General features: G+C 60.9%; 21 protein-coding genes. 7 read left to right on the top strand and 14 right to left on the bottom strand.

What is annotated here, in order from left to right:
* Entirely contained in the window at positions 1 to 732 is a 732-nt protein-coding gene (locus AC2FNZ_RS07340) for an SDR family oxidoreductase (RefSeq protein ID WP_254444175.1), read from the top strand.
* A gap of 23 nt (positions 733 to 755) precedes the next feature.
* Here AC2FNZ_RS07340 and AC2FNZ_RS07345 read toward each other — a convergent pair whose 3' ends face one another.
* The gene (locus AC2FNZ_RS07345) at positions 756 to 1,826 is read right to left on the bottom strand and encodes a hypothetical protein (protein WP_496840069.1); all 1,071 of its coding nucleotides are present in this window, start codon (positions 1,824 to 1,826) and stop codon (positions 756 to 758) included.
* A 393-nt stretch (positions 1,827 to 2,219) separates the two neighbouring features.
* Between AC2FNZ_RS07345 and AC2FNZ_RS07350 the strand changes: the two genes are divergently transcribed.
* From AC2FNZ_RS07350 to AC2FNZ_RS07360, 3 genes are all read left to right on the top strand, one after another.
* Positions 2,220 to 3,188 (top strand): TAXI family TRAP transporter solute-binding subunit, encoded by a 969-nt coding sequence (locus AC2FNZ_RS07350; protein ID WP_170338481.1) that lies wholly within the window; start codon positions 2,220 to 2,222, stop codon positions 3,186 to 3,188.
* A gap of 112 nt (positions 3,189 to 3,300) precedes the next feature.
* Positions 3,301 to 5,910, top strand: coding sequence for a TRAP transporter permease (locus tag AC2FNZ_RS07355; RefSeq protein ID WP_496840070.1), 2,610 nt, complete (start codon positions 3,301 to 3,303; stop codon positions 5,908 to 5,910).
* Positions 5,907 to 6,338, top strand: a complete 432-nt coding sequence (locus AC2FNZ_RS07360) for a universal stress protein (protein WP_170338483.1) — start codon at positions 5,907 to 5,909, stop codon at positions 6,336 to 6,338. Before AC2FNZ_RS07355 ends, AC2FNZ_RS07360 begins: the two co-directional genes overlap by 4 nt.
* 6 nt (positions 6,339 to 6,344) lie before the next feature.
* On the opposite strand, the gene AC2FNZ_RS07365 is transcribed toward AC2FNZ_RS07360, so the two are convergent.
* The 3 genes from AC2FNZ_RS07365 to AC2FNZ_RS07375 are packed head-to-tail and all read right to left on the bottom strand — an operon-like array spanning position 6,345 to position 10,427.
* On the bottom strand, positions 6,345 to 7,379 hold the full coding sequence (locus AC2FNZ_RS07365; protein ID WP_496840071.1) for a lipocalin-like domain-containing protein: 1,035 nt from the start codon (positions 7,377 to 7,379) through the stop codon (positions 6,345 to 6,347).
* Positions 7,369 to 9,783, bottom strand: a complete 2,415-nt coding sequence (locus tag AC2FNZ_RS07370; protein ID WP_496840073.1) for an ABC transporter permease — start codon at positions 9,781 to 9,783, stop codon at positions 7,369 to 7,371. Before AC2FNZ_RS07370 ends, AC2FNZ_RS07365 begins: the two co-directional genes overlap by 11 nt.
* Positions 9,780 to 10,427 carry an ABC transporter ATP-binding protein gene (locus AC2FNZ_RS07375; protein ID WP_496840075.1) on the bottom strand — a complete coding sequence of 216 codons (648 nt, stop codon included), beginning with the start codon at positions 10,425 to 10,427 and terminating at the stop codon, positions 9,780 to 9,782. Before AC2FNZ_RS07375 ends, AC2FNZ_RS07370 begins: the two co-directional genes overlap by 4 nt.
* A 171-nt stretch (positions 10,428 to 10,598) precedes the next feature.
* On the opposite strand from AC2FNZ_RS07375, the gene AC2FNZ_RS07380 reads away from it, so the two are divergent.
* Positions 10,599 to 11,033: an ion channel gene (locus AC2FNZ_RS07380; RefSeq protein WP_170373334.1), complete on the top strand. Its 435-nt coding sequence runs from the start codon at positions 10,599 to 10,601 to the stop codon at positions 11,031 to 11,033.
* Here the strand turns inward: AC2FNZ_RS07380 and cls are convergent.
* The 10 genes from cls to AC2FNZ_RS07430 form a co-directional block, all read right to left on the bottom strand.
* The gene (gene cls / locus AC2FNZ_RS07385; protein WP_496840077.1) at positions 11,030 to 12,442 is read right to left on the bottom strand and encodes a cardiolipin synthase; all 1,413 of its coding nucleotides are present in this window, start codon (positions 12,440 to 12,442) and stop codon (positions 11,030 to 11,032) included. The genes AC2FNZ_RS07380 and cls overlap by 4 nt on opposite strands.
* Positions 12,443 to 12,465: 23 nt before the next feature.
* Positions 12,466 to 13,440, bottom strand: a complete 975-nt coding sequence (locus tag AC2FNZ_RS07390; protein WP_496840078.1) for an HAD family hydrolase — start codon at positions 13,438 to 13,440, stop codon at positions 12,466 to 12,468.
* 75 nt (positions 13,441 to 13,515) lie between these two features.
* A complete protein-coding gene (locus tag AC2FNZ_RS07395) occupies positions 13,516 to 15,126 on the bottom strand; it encodes an arylsulfatase (protein WP_093962145.1) in 1,611 nt (536 codons plus the stop codon).
* Between the two features lie 257 nt (positions 15,127 to 15,383).
* A complete protein-coding gene (locus AC2FNZ_RS07400) occupies positions 15,384 to 16,610 on the bottom strand; it encodes a hypothetical protein (RefSeq protein ID WP_496840079.1) in 1,227 nt (408 codons plus the stop codon).
* Positions 16,607 to 18,109 (bottom strand): vWA domain-containing protein, encoded by a 1,503-nt coding sequence (locus AC2FNZ_RS07405; RefSeq protein WP_496840081.1) that lies wholly within the window; start codon positions 18,107 to 18,109, stop codon positions 16,607 to 16,609. The genes AC2FNZ_RS07400 and AC2FNZ_RS07405 overlap by 4 nt, the downstream gene beginning before the upstream one ends.
* On the bottom strand, positions 18,106 to 19,089 hold the full coding sequence (locus tag AC2FNZ_RS07410; RefSeq protein WP_170402981.1) for a vWA domain-containing protein: 984 nt from the start codon (positions 19,087 to 19,089) through the stop codon (positions 18,106 to 18,108). The genes AC2FNZ_RS07405 and AC2FNZ_RS07410 overlap by 4 nt, the downstream gene beginning before the upstream one ends.
* On the bottom strand, positions 19,089 to 19,562 hold the full coding sequence (locus AC2FNZ_RS07415; RefSeq protein WP_496840082.1) for a DUF4381 domain-containing protein: 474 nt from the start codon (positions 19,560 to 19,562) through the stop codon (positions 19,089 to 19,091). Before AC2FNZ_RS07415 ends, AC2FNZ_RS07410 begins: the two co-directional genes overlap by 1 nt.
* Entirely contained in the window at positions 19,559 to 20,506 is a 948-nt protein-coding gene (locus AC2FNZ_RS07420) for a DUF58 domain-containing protein (RefSeq protein WP_496840083.1), read from the bottom strand. The genes AC2FNZ_RS07415 and AC2FNZ_RS07420 overlap by 4 nt, the downstream gene beginning before the upstream one ends.
* 20 nt (positions 20,507 to 20,526) lie before the next feature.
* A complete protein-coding gene (locus tag AC2FNZ_RS07425; protein ID WP_093962139.1) occupies positions 20,527 to 21,504 on the bottom strand; it encodes an AAA family ATPase in 978 nt (325 codons plus the stop codon).
* A gap of 131 nt (positions 21,505 to 21,635) precedes the next feature.
* Entirely contained in the window at positions 21,636 to 22,721 is a 1,086-nt protein-coding gene (locus AC2FNZ_RS07430; protein ID WP_170339049.1) for an AI-2E family transporter, read from the bottom strand.
* Positions 22,722 to 22,892: 171 nt separating this feature from the next.
* Between AC2FNZ_RS07430 and AC2FNZ_RS07435 the strand changes: the two genes are divergently transcribed.
* Complete coding sequence (locus AC2FNZ_RS07435; RefSeq protein WP_170338509.1) at positions 22,893 to 23,759, top strand: YihY/virulence factor BrkB family protein; 867 nt, start codon at positions 22,893 to 22,895, stop codon at positions 23,757 to 23,759.
* Complete coding sequence (locus AC2FNZ_RS07440) at positions 23,756 to 25,678, top strand: multiheme c-type cytochrome (RefSeq protein WP_496840084.1); 1,923 nt, start codon at positions 23,756 to 23,758, stop codon at positions 25,676 to 25,678. The genes AC2FNZ_RS07435 and AC2FNZ_RS07440 overlap by 4 nt, the downstream gene beginning before the upstream one ends.
* Positions 25,679 to 25,757 lie beyond the last annotated feature (79 nt).

Raw genomic sequence — 25,757 nt, forward strand, 5'->3', positions numbered from 1 at the left:
ATGGAACACGTTCTCGTTCTTGGTGCCCGGTCGGATATCGGCAAGGCCATCGCTCATGAGTTTGCCGAGCGGGGCCACCCGGTCCAGCTGGCCGCCCGGAATGCTGAGACGCTCGAGGCCGACAAGGCCGATATCGAACTGCGCTATGGTGTAGGGGCAACGTTGCACGAGTTCGACGTTCTGGAAGCCAACAGCTTCGATGGGTTCATCGATGCGTTGCCTGAATTGCCGGGTATCGTTGTATGCGTTGTCGGGTACATGGGCGAGCAGACCGAGAACGAAAAGGACGCCGCCGCAGCTTCTCTGGTGATGCGTAGCAACTTCGAAGGGCCGGCTCAGATCCTCGGAGCCTTTGCCAACCGGTTCGAAGAGCGCGGATCGGGCACGATCGTGGGTGTCAGTTCCGTGGCAGGTGATCGGGGCCGGGCGACCAATTATGTTTACGGATCAGCCAAGGCCGGCCTGACCGCATTTCTGTCCGGGTTGCGCAACCGGCTCGCCAAGAAAGGCGTGCATGTCGTGACGGTTCTTCCAGGATTCGTCGACACACAGATGACCGAAGGAATGGACTTGCCCGAGCGTCTGACCGCGCAACCGTCCGAGGTTGCCGCCGCAACGGCCCGGGCGGTCGAGCGCGGTCGGAACGTGATCTACGTTAAGCCGATTTGGCAACTGATCATGGCGATCATCCGAAACATCCCCGAGCCGGTGTTCAAGAAGCTCAGCATCTGACCTCGCGTTGCCGGGTGGCCTCGTCACTCATTGCCGTCTCTGGACGTAGCAGCGCGCGAGTTGTCGCTGGCTGCGAGGGCCTGAATGCAGCCCACGACAAAAAACGGCATGAAGTACATGACCAGCCGACCGATATTGAACTGTACGTTCAACATGGCGATGAGCGAGAAAAACGCCAGCAGCGCCAAAACGTCCGTCCGCCGCAGGACCTGATGTTCAGCTTGACCAGTCACGGCAATCCACCAGCAGGCGGTCAGAACCAACAACGGCCAGACGTTCAGATACAGTCCTTTGACACTTGTGCTGCCTTTTAGAGTGGACAGCGCGCTGGAGATGAATTGCCCAATCTCTCTCTGATTGTCGTTCACGCCCGGAAACGGAAATGCGGTAATGACAACCAGAAATCCAACGAACAGGCAAAACAGGGCGGCCGTGACCTTGGCCTCGTCGCTGCGCAAGGACATTATTGCCAATGCGCGCAGACCAAAGATCAGCAGCGTCACGATGATGATCTTTTCATTGATGAACGCGCCAAGAAACACGGTAAGAAGAAACCACTTCCATTTCTTCTCGGCAGCCAACAGAAGGGCCACTGTCAATGGAAAGACCGAGATGCCGTCATTGCCTTCCAGCGCCAGAAACTGCCCCAGAAACAGAACTGACGCGGCGCCGATGAATGCCCACTGCGCATTGGTTCCAACACGCCGCAGCAAATAGGCGTAAACCATAAGCGCCGTCAGGACCAGGTAGAAGACGTTGGCGGCACACATCGCGGCCAATGCCTTGGCATCAGCAACGCTGTCAGGAAGAAAGACTTCTCCTGACCCGGTGGACAGCGAGACGAACGGCAGATTGTAGAACGGCAGCGCAAGTATAACCGAGCCTATGCGGTAAACATGCGGCGAAGGGGGAACCCGGCCACGCTCTTCATCCAGAAGATACAGCAGGTAGTGGGAATAGTCGTCGAAAGAGACCGCGCCGAAGTAAACGACGCGATATGTGTCGAAAAACATCTCACCGGCGGCGACCGTGAAGACCAGCGCCAGAAACAAATGCCAGCGGAACTCGCTGATTGATGACGATTTGCTTTGCAATGAAGAATAACCAATCACGCTGTGAACTCACACGAACAGGAAAAAAACAAATAACCGATTGTCAGAAAACAAGAAATCTTCGAACTCAGCGACCTGAGAGATCATACTTGACGCGCCACAGACCGGTCAACACGGTGCGACACCCCTTGTTGCGGGGTCAAGCCGGGGAAATTTTTGGGTTCCACGTCATATGTGCGTCCCGACGCCGGGGTCGGGCGCTTAACGCTTGACAACAGAGGTACTGGCAACAAACCATCGTGACTGTTGGGAGAATTCGGGAAAATTTGAGCTCATCCGTTGCCTGCTCATGCGGATTGTCATAATGGCTCGTCCCCCGGACAAGGGGCCTTTGGCCTGTCTTCCGTCCACAATAAGAATCTTGGGAGTTCCTAAATGATCAAGAAAAGCAAGCTCAGCCTCGGCGCGGTCGTGACCGCTGCCCTCATGGCTCCGGCGGCTTATGCCGAAGAATTCATCACCATCGGCACCGGCGGTGTGACCGGCGTGTACTATCCCACCGGTGGCGCGATCTGCCGCCTGGTGAACAAGGGCCGCAAAGAACATGGCGTGCGTTGCTCGGTCGAATCGACGGGTGGATCGGTCTACAACATCAACACCATTCGCGAAGGCGAACTGGAATTCGGTGTGGCCCAGTCCGACTGGCAGTACCATGCCTACAACGGCACCTCGAAATTCGAGGAAAACGGCCCGTTCGAAGAGCTGCGCGCCGTATTTTCTGTTCACCCCGAGCCGTTTACCGTGGTGGCCCGTGCCGATTCCGGTATCAAGAACTTCGAAGACCTGAAGGGCAAGCGCGTCAATATCGGCAACCCCGGTTCCGGTCAGCGCGGCACCATGGAAGTTCTGATGGAAGCCCTGGGCTGGACCACGGATGACTTCGAACTGGCAACCGAGCTGAAGGCCGCAGAACAGTCGGCCGCGCTGTGTGACAACCAGATCGATGCGATGGTCTACACCGTCGGCCACCCGTCCGGTTCGATCCAGGAAGCCACCACTGCGTGCGACTCGGTTCTGGTGAACGTCAGCGGTGAAGCCGTTGACAAGCTGGTTGCCGACAACTCGTTCTACCGTACGGCCACCATCCCCGGCGGCATGTATCGCGGTTCGGACGCTGACACTCAGACCTTCGGTGTGGGCGCGACCTTCGTGACTTCGGCAAACGTGTCTGACGATGCGGTGTACGCGGTTGTCAGCTCGGTTTTCGAGAACTTCGACGACTTCAAAAAGCTGCACCCGGCCTTTGCCAACCTCAAGCCTGAGGAAATGATCAAGGACGGTCTGTCGGCCCCGCTGCATCCGGGCGCCGAGAAGTACTACAAGGAAAAAGGCTGGATCCAGTAATCCACCTTCAAGTCCAGAAACGAGGCGCTGTTCGCGCCTCGTTTTCAACCGGTGAGACGCCGGAAAGACCAAAGCTGCGCCGGAAACCGGCCGTTGGACGGGGAGACATTTGATGAGCGCTGATCAACAGGGCAATCGTCCGTTATCCGAAGAAGAACTACAGGAACTGGTCGCATCCTCGGATGCGGGTGCCCGGGACCCGGCTGGAAATGTCGGCTTGTTCCTGGCGATCGTGGCCGCGATCTGGTCGATCTTTCAAGTCGTTCTGGCGTCACCGATTGCCAACTACGTCCTGCCCGGCAGCGTTGTGAACAACGCGCGTCAGTTTCATTTGGCCTTCGCGTTGTTCCTGGCCTTCGCGGCTTATCCAGCGCTGAAATCCAGTCCGCGAAACTACATTCCGATCCAGGATTGGATCATGGGTGTACTGGGGGCCGGTGTCGCCCTTTACGGCTATTTCTTCTATGACAAGATCGTCAATGCGGGCGGTCTGGCGGATGATGTCGACAAATGGATCGCCCTCGGCGGCTTGATCCTGCTGTTCGAAGCCGCGCGTCGCGCGCTTGGCCCCGCCATGGCGATCATCGCGACGATCTTCCTGGCCTATGTGTTCTTCGGCTCGTCCGAGTGGGTGCCCGAAGTGATCCGGTGGAAGGGCGCCAGCCTGAAAAAGGCCATGAGCCACATGTGGATCACGTCTGAGGGTGTGTTCGGCATCGCTCTGGGCGTTTCGACCAAATTCGTGTTCCTATTCGTTCTGTTCGGCGCTTTGCTGGATAAGGCCGGGGCAGGGAATTACTTCATCAAGATGGCCTTCGGCGCGCTGGGTCACCTGCGCGGCGGTCCGGCAAAGGCCGCCGTCGTCGGTTCGGCCGCGACCGGCCTGATTTCGGGTTCGTCCATCGCCAACGTCGTGACGACCGGCACCTTCACCATCCCGCTGATGAAGCGCGTTGGCTTTACCAGCGAGCAGGCAGGCTCGGTCGAGGTTGCCAGCTCGGTGAACGGCCAGATCATGCCGCCCGTGATGGGCGCCGCCGCCTTCCTGATGGTGGAATATGTGGGCATCTCGTATGTCGAGGTCATCACCCACGCCTTCCTGCCGGCGGCGATTTCCTATATCGCGCTGGTCTACATCGTGCATCTCGAGGCCGTGAAGCGGAACATGCCCACCCTGGGCGACCGCGACGTGCATCTGGCGCGCACGGTCGTGGGAATGCTGATGTTCTTCCTGGTGTTTGCGGGGCTCTGCTATGGTTCGCAGTTCCCGGTGGATGCTGTAACAAGCTGGGCGCCGTCCAGCGCTGGTCTGATCCTGAGCCTGGCGGTGTGCGCCATCTATGTTGCTCTGCTGTACCTGGCCGCTCAGGTTCCGGACCTTGAGCCCGATGACCCGAACGCGACCGAAGTTAAGCTGCCGGTGATCTCCGAGATCTACAAGGCCGGCCTGCATTACCTGCTGCCGATCATCGTTCTGGTCTACTTCCTGATGATCGAACAGAAGTCGCCGGGTCTGTCGGCCTTCTGGGCGACCGCGCTGCTGTTCGTGATCCTGTTGACGCAGAAACCGCTCAAGGCGATCTTCCGGGGGCAGAGCGATCTGGCAAACTCCTTTGTCGATGGGGTTGCCGATCTGTGGCAGGGCCTGATCGACGGCGCGCGCAACATGATCGGCATTGCTCTGGCCACGGCCACGGCAGGCGTGATCGTCGGTACCGTAACCCTGACCGGCGTGGGGCAGGTGATGGCCGATCTGGTCGAGTTCCTGTCCGGCGGCAACCTGATCCTGATGCTGGTGATGGTCGGGCTGCTCAGCCTGATCCTCGGCATGGGGCTGCCGACCACGGCAAACTATATCGTCGTCAGCTCGCTGATGGCGGGCGTTGTGGTCGAACTGGGCGCGCAAAGCGGCCTGATCGTGCCGCTGATCGCGGTGCATCTGTTCGTGTTCTACTTCGGCATCATGGCCGACGTGACGCCTCCTGTGGGTCTGGCCAGCTTTGCTGCGGCCGCCGTATCGGGGGGTGACGCGATCAAGACCGGCTTCACCGCGTTCTTCTACAGTCTGCGTACCGTGGCGTTGCCTTTCGTGTTCATCTTCAACACCGACCTGCTGCTGATCGATGTCACCTGGGTTGAGGGGATCATAGTGGCCATATTCGCTACGATTGCGATCCTCGTGTTCACGGCCGGCACGATGGGCTACTTCCTGACCCACAGCCGCATCTACGAAAGCGTTGCGCTGATTGCGATCGCCTTCGCGCTGTTCCGGCCGGACTATTTCATGGATCGCATCTCGCCCTCGCACCTCGAGGTCGAGCCGGCCGGATTCGTTCAGGCCATTGGTGAGGCTGAACCCGGCACCGACGTGCGGGTGGTGGTCAGTGGTCCGGATTTCGACACCGGCAACATGACCGAGACTACGGTCGTCGTCACGGTGGGGTCCGAACCCGATGGTGCGGCGCGTGTTGATGCCATGGGCTTTTTGCTGATCGAGGAAGATGGCCTGGTGAAGATGGACGAACCGATGTTAGGCTCGCCAATCGCCGATGATCTGGCCAATTTCGACTATTACGCGGACGAGCCGGTGCGTATCGCATCCGCCGATCTGCCGGTCAGCCAGCCGCCCAAACAGTTGATCTATATCCCGGCCATGCTGCTGCTGGGGTTGATCGCCTTCCTGCAACGCGGCCGATCCGCCAGACAAGAGGTGCCCGCATGACAAAGTCCGTCCTGTGCGCCGTTGATATCAGCAACGGCAATATCGATGCTCCTGTCCTGAAAATTGCCGCGAAACTTGCCGACCTCGACGGGGCGCAGCTGGACGTGGTGACCGTACTGCCGGATTTCGGTGAAAGCTGGGTGTCCGGCTTTTTCCGGCCCGACTTCCACGACAAGGCGCAGCACGAAGCGCATGACAAGCTGGTTGAGCTGTGTGTCGATGCGGTCGGGTCGGAGCGCAACGCCACGATCCGCCATGTCGTTGCAACCGGCACGGCCTATCAGGAGATCCTGAAGACCGCCGAAAGTGCCGGCAGCGATCTGATCGTGATTGGCGCACACAAGCCGGATTTCAAGGATTACCTGTTGGGGCCGAACGCGGCGCGAGTGGTGCGCCACTCGAACGTTTCGGTCTACGTGGTCCGCTAAGTCGCGCTAATACCCGGTCATCTCAAGGTAGCCGCGCCCCTTGTGGCTGCCTGACACAGTGACCGGGCCCTCCCAGTATTGAAAGCGCGTTTCCATCCAGGCTTGGGTGTTCTTAGCCTGAACGCGTATGTCAAGATCCTCGTCCGGGATGGACACACGCCAATCCGTCGGAACATCGCGGTCCGCGACCCGGCTGGTTTCCAGTGGCGTGAAGATAACCGACCCGTCCGGCAGGCTATGGCTGGAACCATCCGCGTTGATCCAGGTGGCCGAGGTATAGTCCCCACGTCCGCCGCGCAGGCGAAACGCCATCAACTTGTCGCCGTCCTCGAAACTCAGTGAGAACCAGTCCCACCCTGATTGATCGGCGGACAGAGGCTGCGAAGACCACTCGCGGTCCAGCCATCCGTTCCCGGTGACCGCCACATCGCCGTCGGGCAGATGCAGCGTGCCCTGAACGGCGTAGCCCGGCTGTGAATAGTAGTAGCTGGCCTGCCCATCAGCGGATTTCACGGAAAACCCATTCTCTCCATGAAAAACCAGCGGCCCCGAAGCAGACAGGTTCAGGTCGTACCCGAAATCGGCTCCGTTTGCAGTCAGGGTCAGGGTCTGGAGCGTTGGTCCTGCCATGCGCCATTCGTCGATCCATGCTTCGAACGGGTCGGCTGTGACACCGGCCTGTCCAATCCCGCCACGAGACAGGCGCTCGGCAAAGAAGTGGTGTTCCGGAGTTGTCAGCGCGGCATGGCCCATCCAGATCTGTGGGCTTTGCCAGCCGGCGGTTTCAAATGGCTTCAAGGCAGAGCGAAACAGGGTCCACTGTATGCCGTAGTCCCGACCGTCCTCTCCGGTCAGGTTGGCCGTCAGGTACCACCATTCGATCCGATAGGACGGATGCGGGCCGTGGTCGGCGGGGAATTCGAACTGGTACTCTGGCTGTGGTACGTCAAACCCGTCGGCAGAACCGCCCAAACCGGCAAACCCCTGCGCCATTGCCGCAAGTGGCCAGAACAGTGCACACACAAGTAGTTTAGCGTTCATTGGCAAAGACCCTCAGCAAATCGGCCGGCGGCACCCGCCGAAGCCGCCAGGCAGGCAGCGCCGCGGCAAGGGCGGCGGCCACAAGTGTCCACAGCATGAGCTGCACCCATGACAACGGGAAAAGGTGCATGGGTAGCCGCCATCCGAACGCCTCGACATTGATGACAGCCAGCAGAATCCAAGCCAGCGCCAGGCCCAGCGGCAAGGCGAGGCAGGCGGTAAGGAAAGCCAGAACCATGCTGCGCGCCAGTTCCAGTTTGGACAAATGCGACAGCGTCAGCCCCATTGCCCAGACCGGAGCGATCTGAGGCAGCCGCTGGGTCCAGAGGGTCAGCAAGCTGGTCAGAATGGCGAAGCCGGCCACGCCAAGCGTCAGGATGTTCAGCGCGGATGTCACGACAAATGTCTTTTCGAAGATCGCCATGGACTGCGCCTTCAGCGCGGCCTGCCGGATGATCGCGCCGGGGTCCAGATCAAACCTGTTCTGCAGATCCTCCGCCAGCTCATCTACGCGCTCCGGAGCGATGCGAATACCAAACCGTCGGTTTTCGGCATTTGGCGCGATCCTGCTGAACAGGTCCATTGAGACGATCGCTTGCCCGGTCGGATTTCCGTAGTCGGAATAGACGCCAGCGATTGCCAGAGTGTGATCGGCGGTGAGCGCAATCGAATCCCCGGGCCACAGATCAGCACGGCGGGCCAGCTGTTCATTGATCAGTATGGCGCCGTCGGACAGGACCTTGGTCCATACGTCCGGGGCAGCGGCGACAAGGGGCCAGTTGTCCCGGTAGGTCGCGTGATCGACCACTCCGTACAGAAACAGCGGGCCTGTGGAATGATCCAGCTCCACATTCCGTATCGGCAGGACTGCGTCAACGCTCGGGGTCAGCCATGTCTCGATCTCGTGACCTTGATCCGAGTCCTTTGCCGTGATGTACAGCTCGGCCATCAGGCGCTGGTCCAGCCAGCCGACGAAGGTAAGCCGGAAGCTGGACACCATGGTTCCGACACCGATATTGGCGGCCAGGGCCAGCAGCAGAGCCATCAGCGCAAGCGACAGGCCCGGCAGCTGGGCCTGCATGTCGGCCAGCACCCACTGCCGCACCGGGTCACGGACGCGCCCTGCACACAGGTGCAATATGCTGGACAAAACCAAAGGTAGCAAAAGGGCGCTGCCGGTCAGAATGCCTGCCATCAGAGCGAAACCAGCGACCAATCCGTCAAAGAGCAGAAAGATCACGACCCCGCCAAGAGCGAGCCCCACACCCGCCAGTCCGTTCACGACGGCTCGTGTGCTGCGTCCACGCCATGCCTGCAGGCCGGGGCCGGACAATATCGGCATTCGGCTCAGACGCCACAGGGCGTATCCGCTGGCCGCCAGGGTCCCTGCGATGGACATACCCAGCCCGGCCAGCACCCAACCGCCCCTCAGTTGCAACTGGCCATCCACCGGAGCCCCATAGAGCCCGCGCAGGGTCGCGGCGACATCGGGCAACAACGCTCCGGCCAGGAAAAAACCCAGCAGAAGGCCCATGGATCCACCGATCAAAGCCAGACCTACAAGTTCGGCCAGAATGATGCGGGAAAGCGTCCCCATCGGGACACCCATCGCACGCAGACTGCGCACCATTCCGCGGCGCTGCGCAAAGGCCAGCCCAACCGTTCCATGTACAATGAACAGCCCGACGGCGAAGGACAGCAGGCCGAACGCGGAAAGGTTCAGGTGGAAGCTGTCGGTCAGGCGGGCGGTGTCGACGCTGTTTCCGGGGGGCTGGCGGTTCAGCTCTGGCGCAACCTGGGACAGGGGCGCAATGCCGCGAGCCTGATCGGGCAGGATGGCAAGTCGCGAAATCTCACCCGGTTTGTTCAGCAACGTCTCAGCTACGCCGATATCGGTCAGAACCACATTGGGGGGAAGCGCAGTGCTGGCGATCGCCGGTGGAAGATCGGGCCGATCCTCCAGCATCGGCACCAAGTCTGGTGGCGCCAGCAGTCGGCCGGGCGCGGTCAGCATGGCCGCCGGGTCGGGTTGGGCTTCTTCCTGTTCCAGTTGCGTTACCGCCGGAAGCGGGGGATAGGCGACAAGGTCCACGCCGGTCAAAAGAACCGAGCGGTCCCCAACCCTGTACCGACCTTCCAGAACGGCCGCGACCTGCCATCCGGCGCGACGCAGATTTACGTATGTTTCCAAAGGAATGTGGCCGGATGGATGCCGCAGCATCTCCATCTGCCCAAGCGCCAATTGTTGGTTGGCACGCGCATAGCTGGCCCGGGCTTCGGCGTTGATGGCCTGGACCGCCGACCAAAGGCCTGTCGCAAGCGCGATTCCGATCAGCAGCGTGGCCAGTTGGATGCGGTGCCAACGCCAATGCGACCAGAGGGCCTGGATCACGGTGCGAGTCATGCGATCCGACCGTTTGCCAGATGCGCCGTTCGATCAAGCCGAGCCGCGATCACGGGCGAATGCGTGACCAGCAGCAGGGCTGCCCCGGTATCCGCGACCAAGGACAGCATAAGGTCCAGAACCGCCGCGCTTGCAGTCTCGTCCAGGTTTCCCGTCGGCTCGTCCGCCAGCAGCAGCTTGGGCCGGACGGCAAGGGCCCGGCCAATCGCGACCCGCTGTTGCTGGCCGCCCGACAGATGTTCGGGATAGCGTTGGGTCAAAACGGCGAGACCGAGCGTCGCGGTCAGATGCGCGAGCCACTCGGGGTCAACTCGATTTGCCAGCCGGGCATGAAATGACAGGTTCTGCGCAACCGTCAGTGACGGGATCAGATTGAATTGCTGGAACACCAGGGACACGTCTTCGCGCCGTAGCAATGCGCGGCCGCGATCGTCCAGTCGCGACAACGCCGTGCCATCCAGAACGATCTCACCGCTGTCAAAACTGTCCAGCGCGCCGGCAAGGTTCAGCAACGTGCTTTTTCCGCTTCCACTTTCGCCGGCGATGGCAAGCGTTTGACCGCGTTCCAGCGACAACGATACGTCGTTCAGGACAGGCCGCCCGCGCGGGTAGGTTTTGTGGATATTCTGTATTTCCAACAACATGATCAGTCTCACCTGGTGCGCTCTACAATGTGCGGCGCGCCGATCCGCTGTCCAGCCTTCAAAAAGTTTCGGTTCTTTTCGTCGCACGACCGCCCGCTGTCCGGCCTTGTGCCTTGAGAGCAGAGCCGCCATTGTGCAGTTTCAGTTTCCGGGCCGATGCAGGGTATTACCATGACATTGTCGCAGCAGATCCTTTGGGGCAGCTTCTATCTGGGGCTGTGTTTCCTGATCGAGATCGGGCTGCTCACATGGTGCACCATCCTGGTGCGCAAGGTGATCGACAGGTGGGAAGGGCAGGGGACCTTTCTGCCCACGGCGGGCCCGATCGCCTTGGCGCTGGCCGTCATCGTGGCGACGCATACGATTCAGGTGTGGATCTGGGCGATTGTCTGGGTGATGGGAGATGTCCTCCCGGACTGGAACTCGGCCTTGTATTTCTCGCTCGTGACCTTCACGACGCTGGGCTATGGCGACATTGTATTGGGAGAGGGGCTGCGGATATTCGGGGCCTTCGCCTCGGTCACCGGATTGTTGGCCTTTGGTCTTTCCACGGCATTCATGGTCGCGTTGATGACGCGCGTGTTCCAGGAACGGTTCCTGACCTAGAGGATCGGCGAGAACAACCGCGCCAAAGGCGCGCCATAGCGGATATGCGGAGGTTGCTGGGCTAGGCTTCTGGTCATTTCGTAGCTGGCTTCGAAATCGGTCTTCAGCATGTTCTCGGTGGCAGCGGCTGCCCGGCTGTCGAAAAACAGCGCCATCGCTTCGAAATTCAGACGGAACGAGCGGTTGTCCAGGTTGGTGGTGCCAACTGCGGCCAACGTGTCGTCCACCAGAATGACCTTTTGGTGCATGAATCCGTCGGTATAGCGGAATACGCGCACGCCGGAATCCCGGATTTCATCGAAATAGGCAAAGGCCGCCAACCAGGGCAGGCGGTGGTCAATCATGTCCGGCACCAGAATGCGGACGTCCACTCCGCGCAGCGCGGCATGCTCCAGTGCCGTCATCACGTCGATATCCGGCACGAAATAGGGTGATGCGATCCACAACCGCTCCTGTGCCGCAGCGATCGCGGAAAAGAACATCAACGACCCAGTTTCAGTTGCGTCGCCCGGTCCAGTAGCAACCAGCAGCGCGTTCATGTCCTGATCGGATTCCGACCCCGCCCAGTCCAGAACGTCAATCAGGTCTTCTCCGCGGGCCCAGTGCCAGTCCTCGGTGAAAATCAGCTGCAACTGGCGAACGATATGGCCGGTCATCTTGATGTGGGTGTCCCGCCAGCGGCCAAAATACGGATCCTGCCCCAGGTATTCGACGCCCACATTGTGCCCGCCGATGAACCCGGTTTCGCCGTCGATGATCACGGTCTTGCGGTGGTTGCGGTAATTCAGCTGAAACCGGAACTTCGGCCCGCGCTGGTCGCGTGGATCAGCGACATCCACACCGGCCGAGCGCAGCTCCTCCAGGTATGAGGACGGTAGGCCATAGCTGCCCACCGCGTCAGTCATGAACCGGACGCTGACTCCGCGTTTGGCCGCATTGATCAGCCTGTCTTGTAGTTCCAGTCCCAGCGCGTCATCGCGCACGATGTAGAACTGAATGAGGACGTAATTCTTGGCCGCATCGATCGCACGGAAGATGGATTGAAACGTCGCCTCGCCGTCGATCAGCAGTTCAGCCCCGTTACCGCGGGACAGGGGCAAGTGGGCCAATGCCTCGAACGGGCGCGGATTGACGGTCAGTGTTGCTGGATCGGGTTTCGAGTGATCGGCAAAGCTGCGGATCCCTTCCACCACGCGCTCGCTTTCCTTGCGGGCGATACGATACCCTTTGAACCGGTGATGTCCCAGAAACAGATATAGCGGCACCGCCAGAAACGGTGCCGAAAGCAGAAACACCACCCATCCCACGGCGCCCTGCGGGGTGCGCGCCGTCTGAGCGGCCCGTACTGCGAAAAACACCGCGACACAGTAGATGGCAAAGACGGACAGCGAGGCGATGAATGTCCACATTTGTGTGCCGACCTTTCCGCGCTTTAGTTCGAGCCGGTGAAAACCCGAGACCAGTCCTTGGCCATATCCACGATAACCCAGCCCATTTCAGGGCCTTTGTCCAGCCCGTCGACAAGCCGCCCGATGTGGCTGTCGCGATCATAGGCCCATTCCCGTTCGGCATCTGTGTGGTGGATCAGAACGCCCATCCGCAGCCCGTCGCCGGCGGTGGTCCATTCCAGCATGGCAAAATCACCGTCCGAGTTCCCGACCGCCAGGATCGGGCGTTTCCCGATCGTACGCTCGATGTTGATTGGCTTGCCCTCCTTGTCGTCGATGAACGCCAGCGCGGGCGCCTTCATGATCGTGGGCGTGCCGTCGACAAGTTCGTAGGTGCTGTCCGCATAGGTACCCAAGATCTGGTTGGGCGGTATCCCATAGGCGTCCTCGGCGAACACGCGCATGAAATGCAGGCCTCCACCCGAGACTATGTAGGTCGTGAACCCCTCGTCGCGCAGATACCTGAGCAGTTCGACCATGGGCTGATACGTCATCTGGTCATAGGCCAGCCCCGTATCGGGATGGCGTTCCGTCTGGAGCCATTCGGCGACGGAAGCCTGGAAGGCATCGACGCTGAGCCCCGAATGCGTGGCGCTGACGACTTCGATCAGGGCATCTTCACCGCCCTTCAGCACGGATTCGGCGTCGCCCTTGGCCGCTGCCTCCAAGGTCGGCGTGGTCAGGATCGAGGGATCGTCCTGCGCCATCTCGGCCAACTCATCCATCGCATAGATGAACTGGAAATAGACCGGCTGCTCGGCCCAGAGCGTTCCGTCATTGTCAAACACCGCTACCCTGTCTGTAGGGGTGACATAGCCGTCTGAGTTCGGCGTCGTCACCGTATCGACAAAGGCGATGATCCGATCCTTGGCCGGACTGTCGGTCCAACTGGGCAGAGGGTCCGCCGCAAGGCCCGCAGGCAACGCGAAAACGGCGGCTGAGAAGATCAGGCGGAACATGAAATATCCTTTCGCAACAAAGAAATGAGGGTCGCCGATCAAGCCGGCGACCCTCGAGAGTAGAACCGACCTTTATCAGTTGTTGGTCGGCGTCAGCATCTTTTCCATCACCTGATCCAAGCTGAAGCTCGCCGCCTTCTGGCGCGGCGGGAATTCTTGGAAGGTTGCGAGGAAATTCGCTACGTATTGCTGCGCGGGCACCAGGAAATACACGCGGTCGATCATCCAGTCATAGTAGGTGTTGGACGTGCGATATCCGCGTTCATATGGATCGCGGCGCAGGTTCACGATGATCGGAACGCGCAATTCGGTCCACGGCTCCATCCAGGCGCGCAGGGTGGCCCAGGCCTTCTGCTCCAGGAAGATCAGCTTCCAGTCTCCGAAGCGCAGCGCCGTCATGTCGCCGTCATCTGAGAAATAGAAGATCTCCTTGCGCGGGCTTTCTGTGGTTTCACCCGTCAAGAGCGGCAGGATGTTGTAGCCGTCCAGATGCACCTTGTAGTCGCGACCCATCCCCGAGGACGAATAGCCTGCTTTAAGCTTGTCCTTGATCTCGGGATCTCCGGCCGCTGCCAGATAGGTCGGAAGCCAGTCCATGTGATGCACGATCTCGTTTGTGACCGAGCCGGGTTCGATCTTGCCGGGCCAACGCACCATCGAGGGCACGCGCCAACCGCCTTCCCAGTTGGTGTTCTTTTCGCCCCAGAACGGTGTGGACGCAGCATCAGGCCATGTATTGTAGTGCGGTCCGTTGTCTGTCGAGTAATGGACGATCGTGTTGTCGGCGATGCCCAACTCGTCCAGCAGATCGAGCAACTGGCCCACATGCATGTCATGTTCGATCATGCCGGCCGAGTATTCGTCCATCACTCGACCGGTCATGTCATTGGCCTGCTGGCGCATCTCGTCTTTGACGTGAGTGCGGAAGTGCATGCGCGTTCCGTTCCACCAGACATAGAAGGGCTGGCCTTGCTCGTGGGCCCGCTTGATAAAGTCGATCGCCGCAGCCACCGTTTCCTCATCCACGGTTTCCATCCGCTTCTTGGTCAGCGGTCCGGTATCTTCGATGGTTCCGTCGGCCTTGGACTTGATGACGCCACGGGGACCGAAGGCTTCGCGGAAAGTCCGGCCATCGGGCAGAACGGTGTCACCCGGATAGTCCTCGTTCTCAGGTTCTTCTTCCGCATTCAGGTGGTAGAGGTTTCCGAAAAACTCGTCAAACCCGTGGTTTGTCGGAAGGTGTTCATCTTTGTCGCCCAAGTGGTTCTTGCCGAATTGACCGGTGGCATATCCGTGGTCCTTCAACAAACCAGCAATGGTCGGATCTTCGACCTGCATACCAAGATCGGCACCTGGCAGGCCGACCTTCGACAGCCCTGTGCGGAACACCGACTGACCCATGATGTAAGACGACCGCCCCGCGGTACAGGACTGCTCACCATAGTAGTCGGTGAAGATCATGCCTTCATTCGCGACCCGGTCGATATTGGGTGTACGGTATCCCATCATGCCTTTGGTGTAGGCCGAGATGTTCGACTGACCGATGTCGTCGCCCCAGATGACCAGAATGTTGGGCTTCTGATCTTGCGCCCAGGCCGGCGCGGCCAGTGCGACAGAAACCGTAGCAACAGCCAATCGTCGCAATCCTCTGCGCCATAGATGTGTTAAATTTCCCTGTGATGACATCTTTTTCTCCTTATGTGGTCAGGCAAAAACGGCCTTGCAGGAAAGTCAAAAGGGGAAAATGCGTCCCCCGATCCGTCAATCATTCAACACGCCCTTCCCAAGTCAGGCGTTTCGGCAAAAAGGGGGAATCAAGACAAGCCCCTCTAGGCAATTGATAACTATCACAAAGACCAATCTAAAAATACTTATGTTTGAAGACAGCGCCCTAAGATGCACCTCCGTTTAAGGTGACGTACGGTAAGGGAGTGGTGGTCGCGTCAGGGATTGAGCTGAGGCAAGGCGGATTGAGAGTGACGCCGCGGGCGGGCGATACGGTCAAGGCAATCCCGAGCCTTGCTCCAGTTTTCCGCTTGCTGATCAGCGCTGCCATATCTGGACGCGCCGATTTCTGCCAGCGAAGCCTCGAATTCAGCAGTGTCTGGCGGGTCGGGCAGCCGCCGTTTCCAGCCTTCCAACGTTTGATAAACACGGGCCAAGTCTTGTTGGCGTACAGCTTGCTTAAGCTCCGAAAACGCATGCGCAGCCGAGGCCATCCTGTGTTGCCTGGCCGCTGCCCAGCGTGCTTTAATAACCGGATGTACCCTACGAAACACAAGCCATAATATCGCGATCCCAATGATGAAATAGCCTGCCAGCCGCAGGACGGTTTCTCGGTCGGGAGGCCGCCAAGGCGGCGGCGCAAGAACGAGGTCGACAGGATCGGCGCGCGCAGTTTCGACCTTGTTGGTCTTGAGATTGAACCAATCGATCTCGATAGCCGGCAATTGAGTTTGTCCGCCGTCCTGGGCCACATAGGTCACCCGGTCGGTTCGTTGGCCGGACAGAACGCCCCGGTCTTCGGTTTCCGACAATCGGGGTTCATTGGGATAGGCTCGCAACAACGGGCCCTCGATCTCGGGTAACAAAGGCGGGATCATGATCGGGGTCGTTCCAGTGATCTTTGCCGTCAGGGTGCGGGTCAGCGCGTCGCCGGTTTGAAGGCTGGTATCGCCCTCAATCTCCTGGGTCAGCTCGAACCCGTCAGCGATTATCAGGGGATCCAATCCTCGGGCTGCGTCAGGAACCTCGACTGTCAGGCGAACGGCGGGCAAGGGAACCGGGACCTGAACGGGATCGTTGGTTTCCGGATCCGCAAATGTCACCTGCACCTCGGCAGCGGCGAAATCATACGTGCCGGGGGCCAGCGGATACAGCCGATAGCTGCGCTGAACCCCTGACCATGTTTCGCCCTCAACGCTCTCGCTGACCGGCCCAGAAGCGCGATCGGGCAAGCGCACCAGAAGATTTTCCTGTTCAAGCGATGGAAAGACCGGCGGATTTGGCATGTAGGTCGGCACCAGCACCTTCAGGCGAACGATGGCGGGCTGGCCGACGATTGTCGGATCCTCAGGCACTTCGATCGTGACGCGGGGCTGGATGTCCTTTGCTTGCCCCAAAACCTGGGCGGGGCTCAGAAGCAGCATCAGGAGCACAAGGTACCTCATTGGGACCGCTCCTGATTTTCAAGAACGAACCGGCTGCGCAGGAAGTCCTGCATATCGGTGTCGATGGCGCTGATCCACTGGTCGGCTGACAGGGGCGCGGCGTCCCCGGTCTCGGCCTGTTGCGTGGTGTCCGCGCCCAGACCGGCTTCGTTGTCGAACACCACGTCATCAGCCCCGATGCCCGCTTCCTCGCCGGTATCGGATTGCTCGCGGGTGGATTCGACTTCGGCCAGAATGGCTTTGGCGACGGCCAGGTTGTACGCGGCCTCCGGCCAATCCGGGCGGCGCTCCAGCGCGGTTTCAAAGGCTGCGATGGCCGGACGATACTCTCGATTTCGGATGCGGGCCATGCCTTCGGCAAACGCCGCTTCGGGCGTTGAAAGCTGAGCAAAGGTCTCGGAGGCTTCCGCATATTGCCCGGCTTTTAGCTGCGCATACCCTCGGTGATACGGATCCTGAAACAGGGTGCTGGCGGCGGCGTAGTCCTTTTGGTTCATGGCGATCTGGCCCTGCTGGTCCGGGGTCAGGAACCAGTCCCGCCAACCGTCTGCACGCGCGCCGGTCGGCGGCAAAAACAGCAATGCCACCAATCCCCAGCGAATGACCCAGCCACGTCGGAACCACAGAAGCGCGATCAAGGCGACGGGCCAGGCCAAAATCCAGGCGCGGTCCTGCCAGTCGACGCGATCATCCTCGCCCAGGGCTGCGGAAAAACTGCGGGTGATCCCGCGGTTCAGCCGGGCGATGTCGCGGTCGTCGCCCGAGAAGGGAACGATCGTGGCGCTGCGCAGGCCGTCCAGTTGGGGAATCTGGCGGCCATTCGGAAGCATTGTCAGAAAAAACAACGGGGTATCAGATTGTCCCAACGCGGCAACCTGTTGCGGATCGATATCGTCGAGTACGAAGAGAACCGCGCCTGTGCCCATCTGATCGCCCAGAATGTCCTGCGCCAGCGTCAGCGCGTCACCGGCGGCATCGCCCGCAACCGGCATGACCGCCGGGGTTAACCCTTCCAGCAAGGGGCGCAGAATGTTGGCGTCTTCGGTCAGCGGCGCGACGCGGTGTGCGGATCCGGCATAGGCGATCAGTGCGGTGGGAGCACCTGCGCGGGTGTTGATCAGATCGGTGATTTTCAACTTGGCACGGTCCAACCGTGACGGCGCAAGGTCTGCCTCCTCCATGCTGTCGGTGACCTTCAGCGCGATCACCAGCGGCGCGGTGTCCGCGATCAGAGGGTTCGGCGCCCGTGACCATGTCGGCCCTGCCACCGCAAGAGTCAGAAGGCCGCCGGCGAGCGCGGCGAGGTCCAACGGACCGACCCGCCTTTGATTTTCGGCCCCCAGACGCAGTGCCTGCGCCAGGTGGGGCGCGATGCCCGCAGGCAGGTCCGAGCTGCCCGATCTGCGCGGCCGGGTAAGCCACCAGGCGGTGGCAATCGGCAGCAAAAGCAGCAACCAGTAGGGGCGCAGGAAATGGAACTGGGCCAGAGCGTCGATCATGCCGCGCGCCTCCGACCCTGTGAAAGGTAAAAGCCCAGGGTACTGGCGAGGATGAGCAGCAGCGCCGCCGCCAGCGGATAATGCGCAAGGCTGACCCTCGGGCGATAACTTTGGGTTTCCACCACGCGGGGGTTCTGGGCGTCGATCTGTTGGTAGACCTCGGTCAGAGCGGCCTCATCATCGGCAAAGAAATACTGGCCTTGGGTTTTGTTGGCGATGTCCTTCAGCGCGTCCAGATCGACCCGGTCTTCGCCCGTGGCATCCGGGTCGCCGACGCCGATCGTGTAGATCACGACACCCTTGTCCGCGGCAATCGATGCGGCATTGACCGGCGTCATGCGGCTTGAGGTGTCGGCACCGTCCGACAGCACGATCATCAGGCGTTGGTCCACCTCGCTCGACTCGAAGGTTCGGATGCCCAGCCCGATCGCATCGCCCAGCGCCGTGTTCGGACCGGCCATGCCGACGGCGGTCTGGTCCAGAAAGCCGGTGAGGCTTTGCAAATCCTCGGTGAACGGGGCCTGAACGAAAGCGCGGGTGCCAAAGATGATCAGCGCCATCCGGTCGCCGTCGCGCGCGGCGATGAAGGCGCGCAGAACGTCCTTGACGGCCTCCAGCCGCTGCTTGGGCGTGCCATCTGCGGCCTTGAAATCGCGCTGGTCCATCGAACCCGAGATGTCCACGGCCAGCACCACGTCGCGGGCGGATTTTTCGATGACGATCGGGTCGCCCAACCGCTCGGGCCGGGCCATTGCCAGAACCAGAAGCACCCAGATCAGGATCGCCAGACCGGTTTGCATCCGCGTCCGTCTCAGGGTTACCGAGCCGGATTGCGGCTCGGCCCCGGCCGCCCGGGCGACGTGGCGAAAGAACGGGATGCGAATGGCATCGACCCGTTGCCGGTGTGGCGGAGCAAAGAAATAGACCAGTGCCGGCAGCGGCAGCAGAAGAAACACCCAAGGCGCGGCGAAACTGAACATCAGACCGCCCCCTTGGACCGATGCGACTTGATCCAGTGCCGCGCCAGTTCGGTGGCATCCGGATCGGTGACCCCCTTGCGGTAGGGGGCGGCCGCCAGATTGCCGAGGGCAGAGGCGGAAAACCCTGACAGATCAGCGGTTTGGCCCAGAAAATTCGTCCAGTCGTCACCGGTCAAACTGGCCACCTGAGACCGGTGAAAGGCGGCAAGGGCGGCACGGCGCACGATCTCGGCGGCTTTGGCCGGGTCATTCTGGCACCGGTCCAATTCCTTCAGGGCAAACCGCCAATAGGCATTTGCTTGCCGGTGCCGCCAGATCGTCACGAGGATCAGACCAAGCACGAGCAACAGCGCCGCCGCCAGAACAACCCAGCCCCAGGTCTGCGGCACCATGGAAATCGGAGCCGGCTCGGGCGCGGGTTCCAGCATGTCCAGAAGCTCGACCAGCGATTTGCCTTCGGTGTCCGGGGTCATAACCGCCCCCCTTGATGGCCGAACAGCCTCAGGATCTGGGCCAATGCGGGCTCGGCGGTGGTCAGCGGGACGATGGGAAACCCGTATCGGCGCGACCAGGATTGCAGCTGCGCCAGTCTTTGCTCCATCGCTTGGGTCACGCGGTCCGACATTTGGCGGTCTGAGGCATCCAGTTCGATCTGCTGGTCGCCGTCCGAGACCGTCAGCCGCAGCTCGGGCGGCATATGGCGCGAGATTGGGTCGGAGATGTCGAACAGGATCAGGTCATTGGAATGGGCCAGGCGGCGCAGCAGCCGTTCGGACCCGTCGGTCAGGCCGTCAAAATCCGAGAATACACAGACCAAGGCATTGGTATGTGCGATGCGAGCAGCCTGTTGCAGCACCTGGTTCAGCGAGACCGTGGTTTGCGGGCGCAACCCAGCATGCAAGCTGCAATTGAGCGCGCCGAGCGAGGACAGAAACCGCCGCAAGGCCGCCGGGCGGCGCTGTGGTCGATGTTCGGCCAGGTCGGTATCGCCGAACACGATACCGCCGACGCGGTCGCCCTGTGCCAAGACCCGATGGGCGGCGATGGCCGCGGCCTCGGCCGCCACCACCGATTTCATGTAGACTTGTGTGCCGAAGAACATCGAAACCCGCTGATCCACCAGCAGCAGCGCCGGGCGGTCACGCTCTTCGGTATAGACGCGCACATGCGGCTCGCCCGTTCGGGCCGTCACTTTCCAGTCGATCGTGCGGATGTCGTCGCCGGGCAGATAGGTGCGCAGTTCCTCGAAATTCAGGCCGCGCCCGCGCAGGCGCGAGGCATGGCGGCCGTTCAGCACCGAACGGGCAGGCTGTCGCGGCAAAAGGCTGAGTGCGCCGCTGCGTCCGCCGAGGCTCAGCAGGTGGCGGGCATCGACGTGGATGCGTGGGTCGCGGGATGTCGCTGCGGTCGGGGACACGCGGCTCTCCTTTGTTGCGATCAGGGCAGGGCGACGAGCTTCAGGATCTCGTCGATCACGTCATCGGCGGTCTTGGCGTCCCCCTGCGCTTCGAAACTCAGCGTGACGCGGTGGCGGAACACGTCATGGGCAATGGCACGGATGTCGGCCGGGTCGACATAGTCGCGCCCGTTCATCCAGGCATGGGCCCGGCCGCATTTGTCCAGCGCCAGCGACGCCCGCGGACTGGCGCCGATCTCGATCCACGCGGCGAGGTCATCGCTGAGCGCGGACGGCGTCCGGGTGGCCTGAACCAGATCGGCCATGTACCGATCCATCGCATCCGAAACATGGATCTGCCCGATCTGCTGCCGGGCGGCAAAAACGGCGTCCTGCGGGATCGGTGAGGGTTTCTCGGCGGTGGTTCCGGAATTGGCGGCGGTGTCCTCGCCTCGGACCAGACGGATCACCAGCACCTCGTCCTCTACCGGGGGGTAGGTGATCTGCACATGCATCAGGAACCGGTCCATCTGCGCCTCGGGCAGCGGATACGTACCTTCCTGCTCGATCGGGTTCTGAGTGGCCATCACGATGAACAGCGGCTCCATCTTGTGGGTGGTGCCGGATACGGTGACCTGCCGTTCTTCCATCGCTTCAAGCAGCGCGGCCTGAACCTTGGCCGGCGCGCGGTTGATCTCGTCCGCCAGGACGATGTTGGCGAAGATCGGGCCGGGCTCGAACCGAAAGGTGCCGCCCGCGTCGGTCTGGGTATAGACCTCGGTCCCGGTCACGTCGGAAGGTAGCAGGTCGGGCGTGAACTGGATGCGGCTGAATTTTGCATCAAGATTGCGCGCCATCGCCTTGACAGCACGGGTTTTTGCCAGGCCGGGCAAACCTTCGATCAGCAGGTTCCCGTTGGCCAGCAGCCCGATCAGAAGGCGGTCGATGACCTGTGTCTGTCCAATGATCGATTGGGCCATCCGGGCTTTGAGATCGTTGATTTGGTCAAGCGGTGTCATGGCGGTCCAATCATCAGAAATGGTCAATCATGCGTTTGCGCCGGACCCGCTGGATCTTTTCGGTCAATCCATTGCAATATTTGAAAGTTAGCAGCGCACCTCGGGCCGATCCACCCCCGATTTCAGGGCGTTCAGCCCCGATCAGGACCGTGCGACTTGACGTCGTCGGCCAGACGTCCATCCAGCGACATGAGGACGGCGATAGGGCGCAGGGCCGGAATGTGGCTGAAGATGATCAGAATGCACACGGTCAACGGAACACTGAGAAACGCGCCGATCAGGCCCCAGACCGTCGTCCAGAACGTCAGTGCGAGGATGACAAGAAAGGTCGACATGTTCAGCGAGCGGCCCAGCAGGGCCGGATCAAGGAAGTTGCCGATCAGGAATTGGATGGTACCGCACCCGAAGACGATGATCAGGAACGGGCCGATCGTCTCGAACTGAACAAGGGCGATCATCGCGGGAAAGATCACGGCGATGATCGACCCGATTGATGGGATGAAGTTCAGGGCAAACGTCAGAACGGCCCAGGTTTCCGCGTATTCCAGACCCAATACGCGAAAAACCGAATAGCTGATTCCAGCGGTAACGAGGCTGATGAAGGTCTTGACCCCGACATAGCGCTGCAAGCTGAAGGTAATCGCATCCAGTACCGAGGAAAGCTCGGCTCCGGTGACGGGGTTGCCGGCCGCAATCCGCAGCTTTTTGCGGAAGGCCAGCCGTTCGGCCATAAGGAAGGCCACATAAAGGCTGATCAGGAAAAACTGGTTCAGCATCGAGGTGGCGCTGCCCAGCAAAATCCGCGCGACCGAGGTCATGTCGATGCTGATCAGGTTGTCCCGGACAAAAGAGGTGACATCATTCCCGACCAGACCGGTGACGCGGTTGATCACGCCGTCGAACTGGCTTTCATACGTGCCCGCGGTCCGCGCGAACTGCGTGGCCTGACTGCCCAGGATGTAGGTGATCATGAACAGGCCTGCCAGAACCACTGTGACGGCGGCCAAGTTGGCAAGCCAGACCGGAGCACGGGTCAGCGCGATAACCCGATCGCTGAGTGCGATGATCAGCACGTTGATCAGCAAGGCCATGGTCAGCGGAATCAGAAAGCTGGCGCCGGCGTAAAGCCCCAGAACCACAAGCGTCAGCACGATGGTGACGTCGCGTACGACACTCAACCTCAGCGGTGTGCGGGTGGGGGGCTCTGATGGCGTCATGCGGGGCCTCGGCTATACCGGCGCAAGCCGGCAGCGATTGGAGTTTTGTGGGGCAATCCTGCACAGGCGGCGGGCTTTATGCAATCGGGCCAGACAGTTATTCGGAAGAATCTCGTGCAATTGGCACATTGGCTGGTTCTTCCAACGCGGATTGCAGGCTAGAGTTTCCCAATGACACGTCTTTCGATTCCCGTTTTTGGCCGGTTTGGCCGGGCGCTGTGGCTGGCGGTCCAACGCTTTGGCGACAAAAACGGTTTCGTCATGAGCAGCCATGTGGCGATGTCGCTGATGCTGGCGCTGTTTCCGTTTGTTCTGTTCACCGTCGCTTTGGCCGGATCGTTGTCGCAGGGGTATGTGACGGACGAACTGATCGAGTTGATTTTCGGTGCGTGGCCACAGGACGTGGCCCAGCCCATCGTGGCAGAACTGCGCGCGGTTCTGGACGGGTCGGGTTCGGGTGTGATCACGCTGGGCGGTCTGCTGGCCGTCTACTTTGCCTCGAACGGAGTGGCGGCGGTACGTGCCGCCATGAACCAGGCTTATCATGACAATGACAGCTGGCCATTCTGGAAGACGCGCCTGCTGTGCCTCGGGTTGGTCATTTTGGGCGGAACCGCGATCCTGCTGATCGCGGCGGTTGAACTGGTGCTGCCGGTCTACACACGTCTGGTGTCCGAGAATACTGCCGTGGACGTGGGCGAATGGCTGTCGGTTGACCGTTTGCGGTGGACCTTCACGGTGGCGGTGCCGGCGGGAACGGTTCTGCTGGCCCATTTGATCCTGCCGACCAAGCGTCACCGCATCATGCAAATCCTGCCCGGCGTGGCGCTGACCCTTCTGTTGTGGGCGGCCGGAGGGTGGGGGTTCTCGGTCTATATCGCGCAGTTCGCGACGTACAGCGCCACCTATGCTGGCCTGGCCGGGGCCATGGCCGCGTTGATTTTCATGTATCTGTGCGCCGCCATTCTTATTTTCGGCGCAGAGTTCAACGGCGCGCTGATGGACATCGACAACCAGGGCGAGGTCGGACCTTCATGAGAAATTGGCACCGCATCGCCTGGATCATTGCGTTTTCCGGATGCGCCCTCTTGCAAAACAGCGGTTGGGCGTGGGCGCAGGACTATGTCGGCTCGGACGCTTGTCGCGATTGTCATGACGAACAGGTGCAAGCCTGGGCGGGATCCCACCACGCCTTGGCTTGGACAGAACCCACGCCAGACACCGTTGTGGCCGATTTTGATGAAACGACCTTTTCTCATGACGGCATGTCCGTCACGTTTCGGCAGGAGGGGTCGGACTATCTTGCCGACGTGACCGAGAAGGACGGCCAAAGCCGGCAATACAGGGTTCATTCCGTCGCGGGGATTGAGCCGTTGCAGCAATATCTGTTTGAAACCGAGCCCGGCCGATTGCAGAGCTTTGATGTGGTCTGGGACACGCAGGCCGAGCGCTGGTACCACCTGTATCCGGATCAGGACTTGCCGCCAGACGATGGGTTGCACTGGACCGGCCCCTACAAGAATTGGAACGGCCGCTGCGCGGAGTGCCACGCGACAGGGTTCGAAAAGAACTTTCAGCCGCAGACCCAGTCCTTTGCTTCCGACCAGGTCGAGATTGGCGTGGGCTGTGAGGCCTGCCACGGCCCCGGCTCGGCCCATCTGGATTGGACAAAAGGTCAGCCCGCGCCTGCCGGGCTGAACGAGTTTGGATTTCCGATCATCTGGGGTACGGGCGACACCGAGGTCGAGATTCAGCAATGCGCCGGCTGTCATTCCCGCCGTGAAGCGCTGGAGGACGGAAACCCGCTGCCGGGCACGCCATTCCACGATGCCTACAATCTGGCGCTTCTGCGTCCGGGTCTGTACCACCCCGACGGCCAGATACTGGACGAGGTCTATGTCTATGGATCGTTTCTGCAGTCCAAAATGTATGCGCAAGGCGTCGGCTGTCTGAATTGCCATGAGGCGCACAGCGCAACCTTGAAAGCCGAGGGCAATGCGGTCTGTACTCAGTGCCATTCCCCGGCCGGCAATCCCGATTTTCCATCACTACGAAAGGCGCAATACGACGATCCCTCACACCACCACCACCCGGAGGGAGGCGAGGGGGCGCAGTGCAAAAGCTGCCACATGATCGAACGCCTCTATATGGGCGTGGATGGTCGGCGCGATCACAGTTTCCGTGTGCCGCGCCCTGATCTGGGCTTGGGAGAGGATGCCTGCACTGATTGCCACACGGATCAGGATCAGCCATGGGCCGCCGCCGCCATCAATGACTGGTTCCCGGACTCGGATCACCGTACGCCCCATTTCGGGACTGCATTCGCCCCCGCATTCGCCGGAGAGGTCGAGGACCCGGCCGCGTTGCTGGCAGTTGCTCAGGACGGCGCGCAGCCCGGCATCGTGCGGGCGACGGCCGCCTATCTGCTGCAACCCTTTGCGACCCCCGAAATGGCCGAGCAAACAGCAGCGATGCTGACCGATGAAGACCCATTGGTCCGCGCCAACGCGGCAGTGTTGCAGCGGGCGGCAGGGCTGGACGACAGGGTGGCCCGGCTGTCTCCGCTGTTGTCCGACCCAGTGCGAAGCGTACGCCTTGCCGCTGCCAAAGAGTTCCTGCCCATTCCCGCCGCGGCTTTGACGCCCCTGCAGCGCAACAACGCGCGTGAGAACATGGCGGATTGGCAGCGCTCCTTGTCAAACCGTCTGGATTTCCCGGAAACTCATCTGGTCCTTGGGGGGATGGCGCTGACGCTGAGAAATCCTGTCGCCGCCGAACAGGCCTTTCGTCAGGTGGTATCCATGGATCCCCAGCGCGAAGATGCTTGGCCAATGCTGATCCAACTGGCCCAAATCAACCGCGGCGCGGATGCAGCCCACCAGGTATTGGAGGAGGGTCTTCGGACTCTGCCGGACAGCCCAGCGCTTCAGGATCTTGCGCGGCAGCTAGGCCGGTAGGCCGGCATCGAAGCGACGCAGTTGCGCCATTTTGCAGTCCCATTTACGGGTCAACATCCATGGTCAAGGCATTGACCAG

The organism is Ruegeria sp. SAZA006, assembly GCF_059613465.1.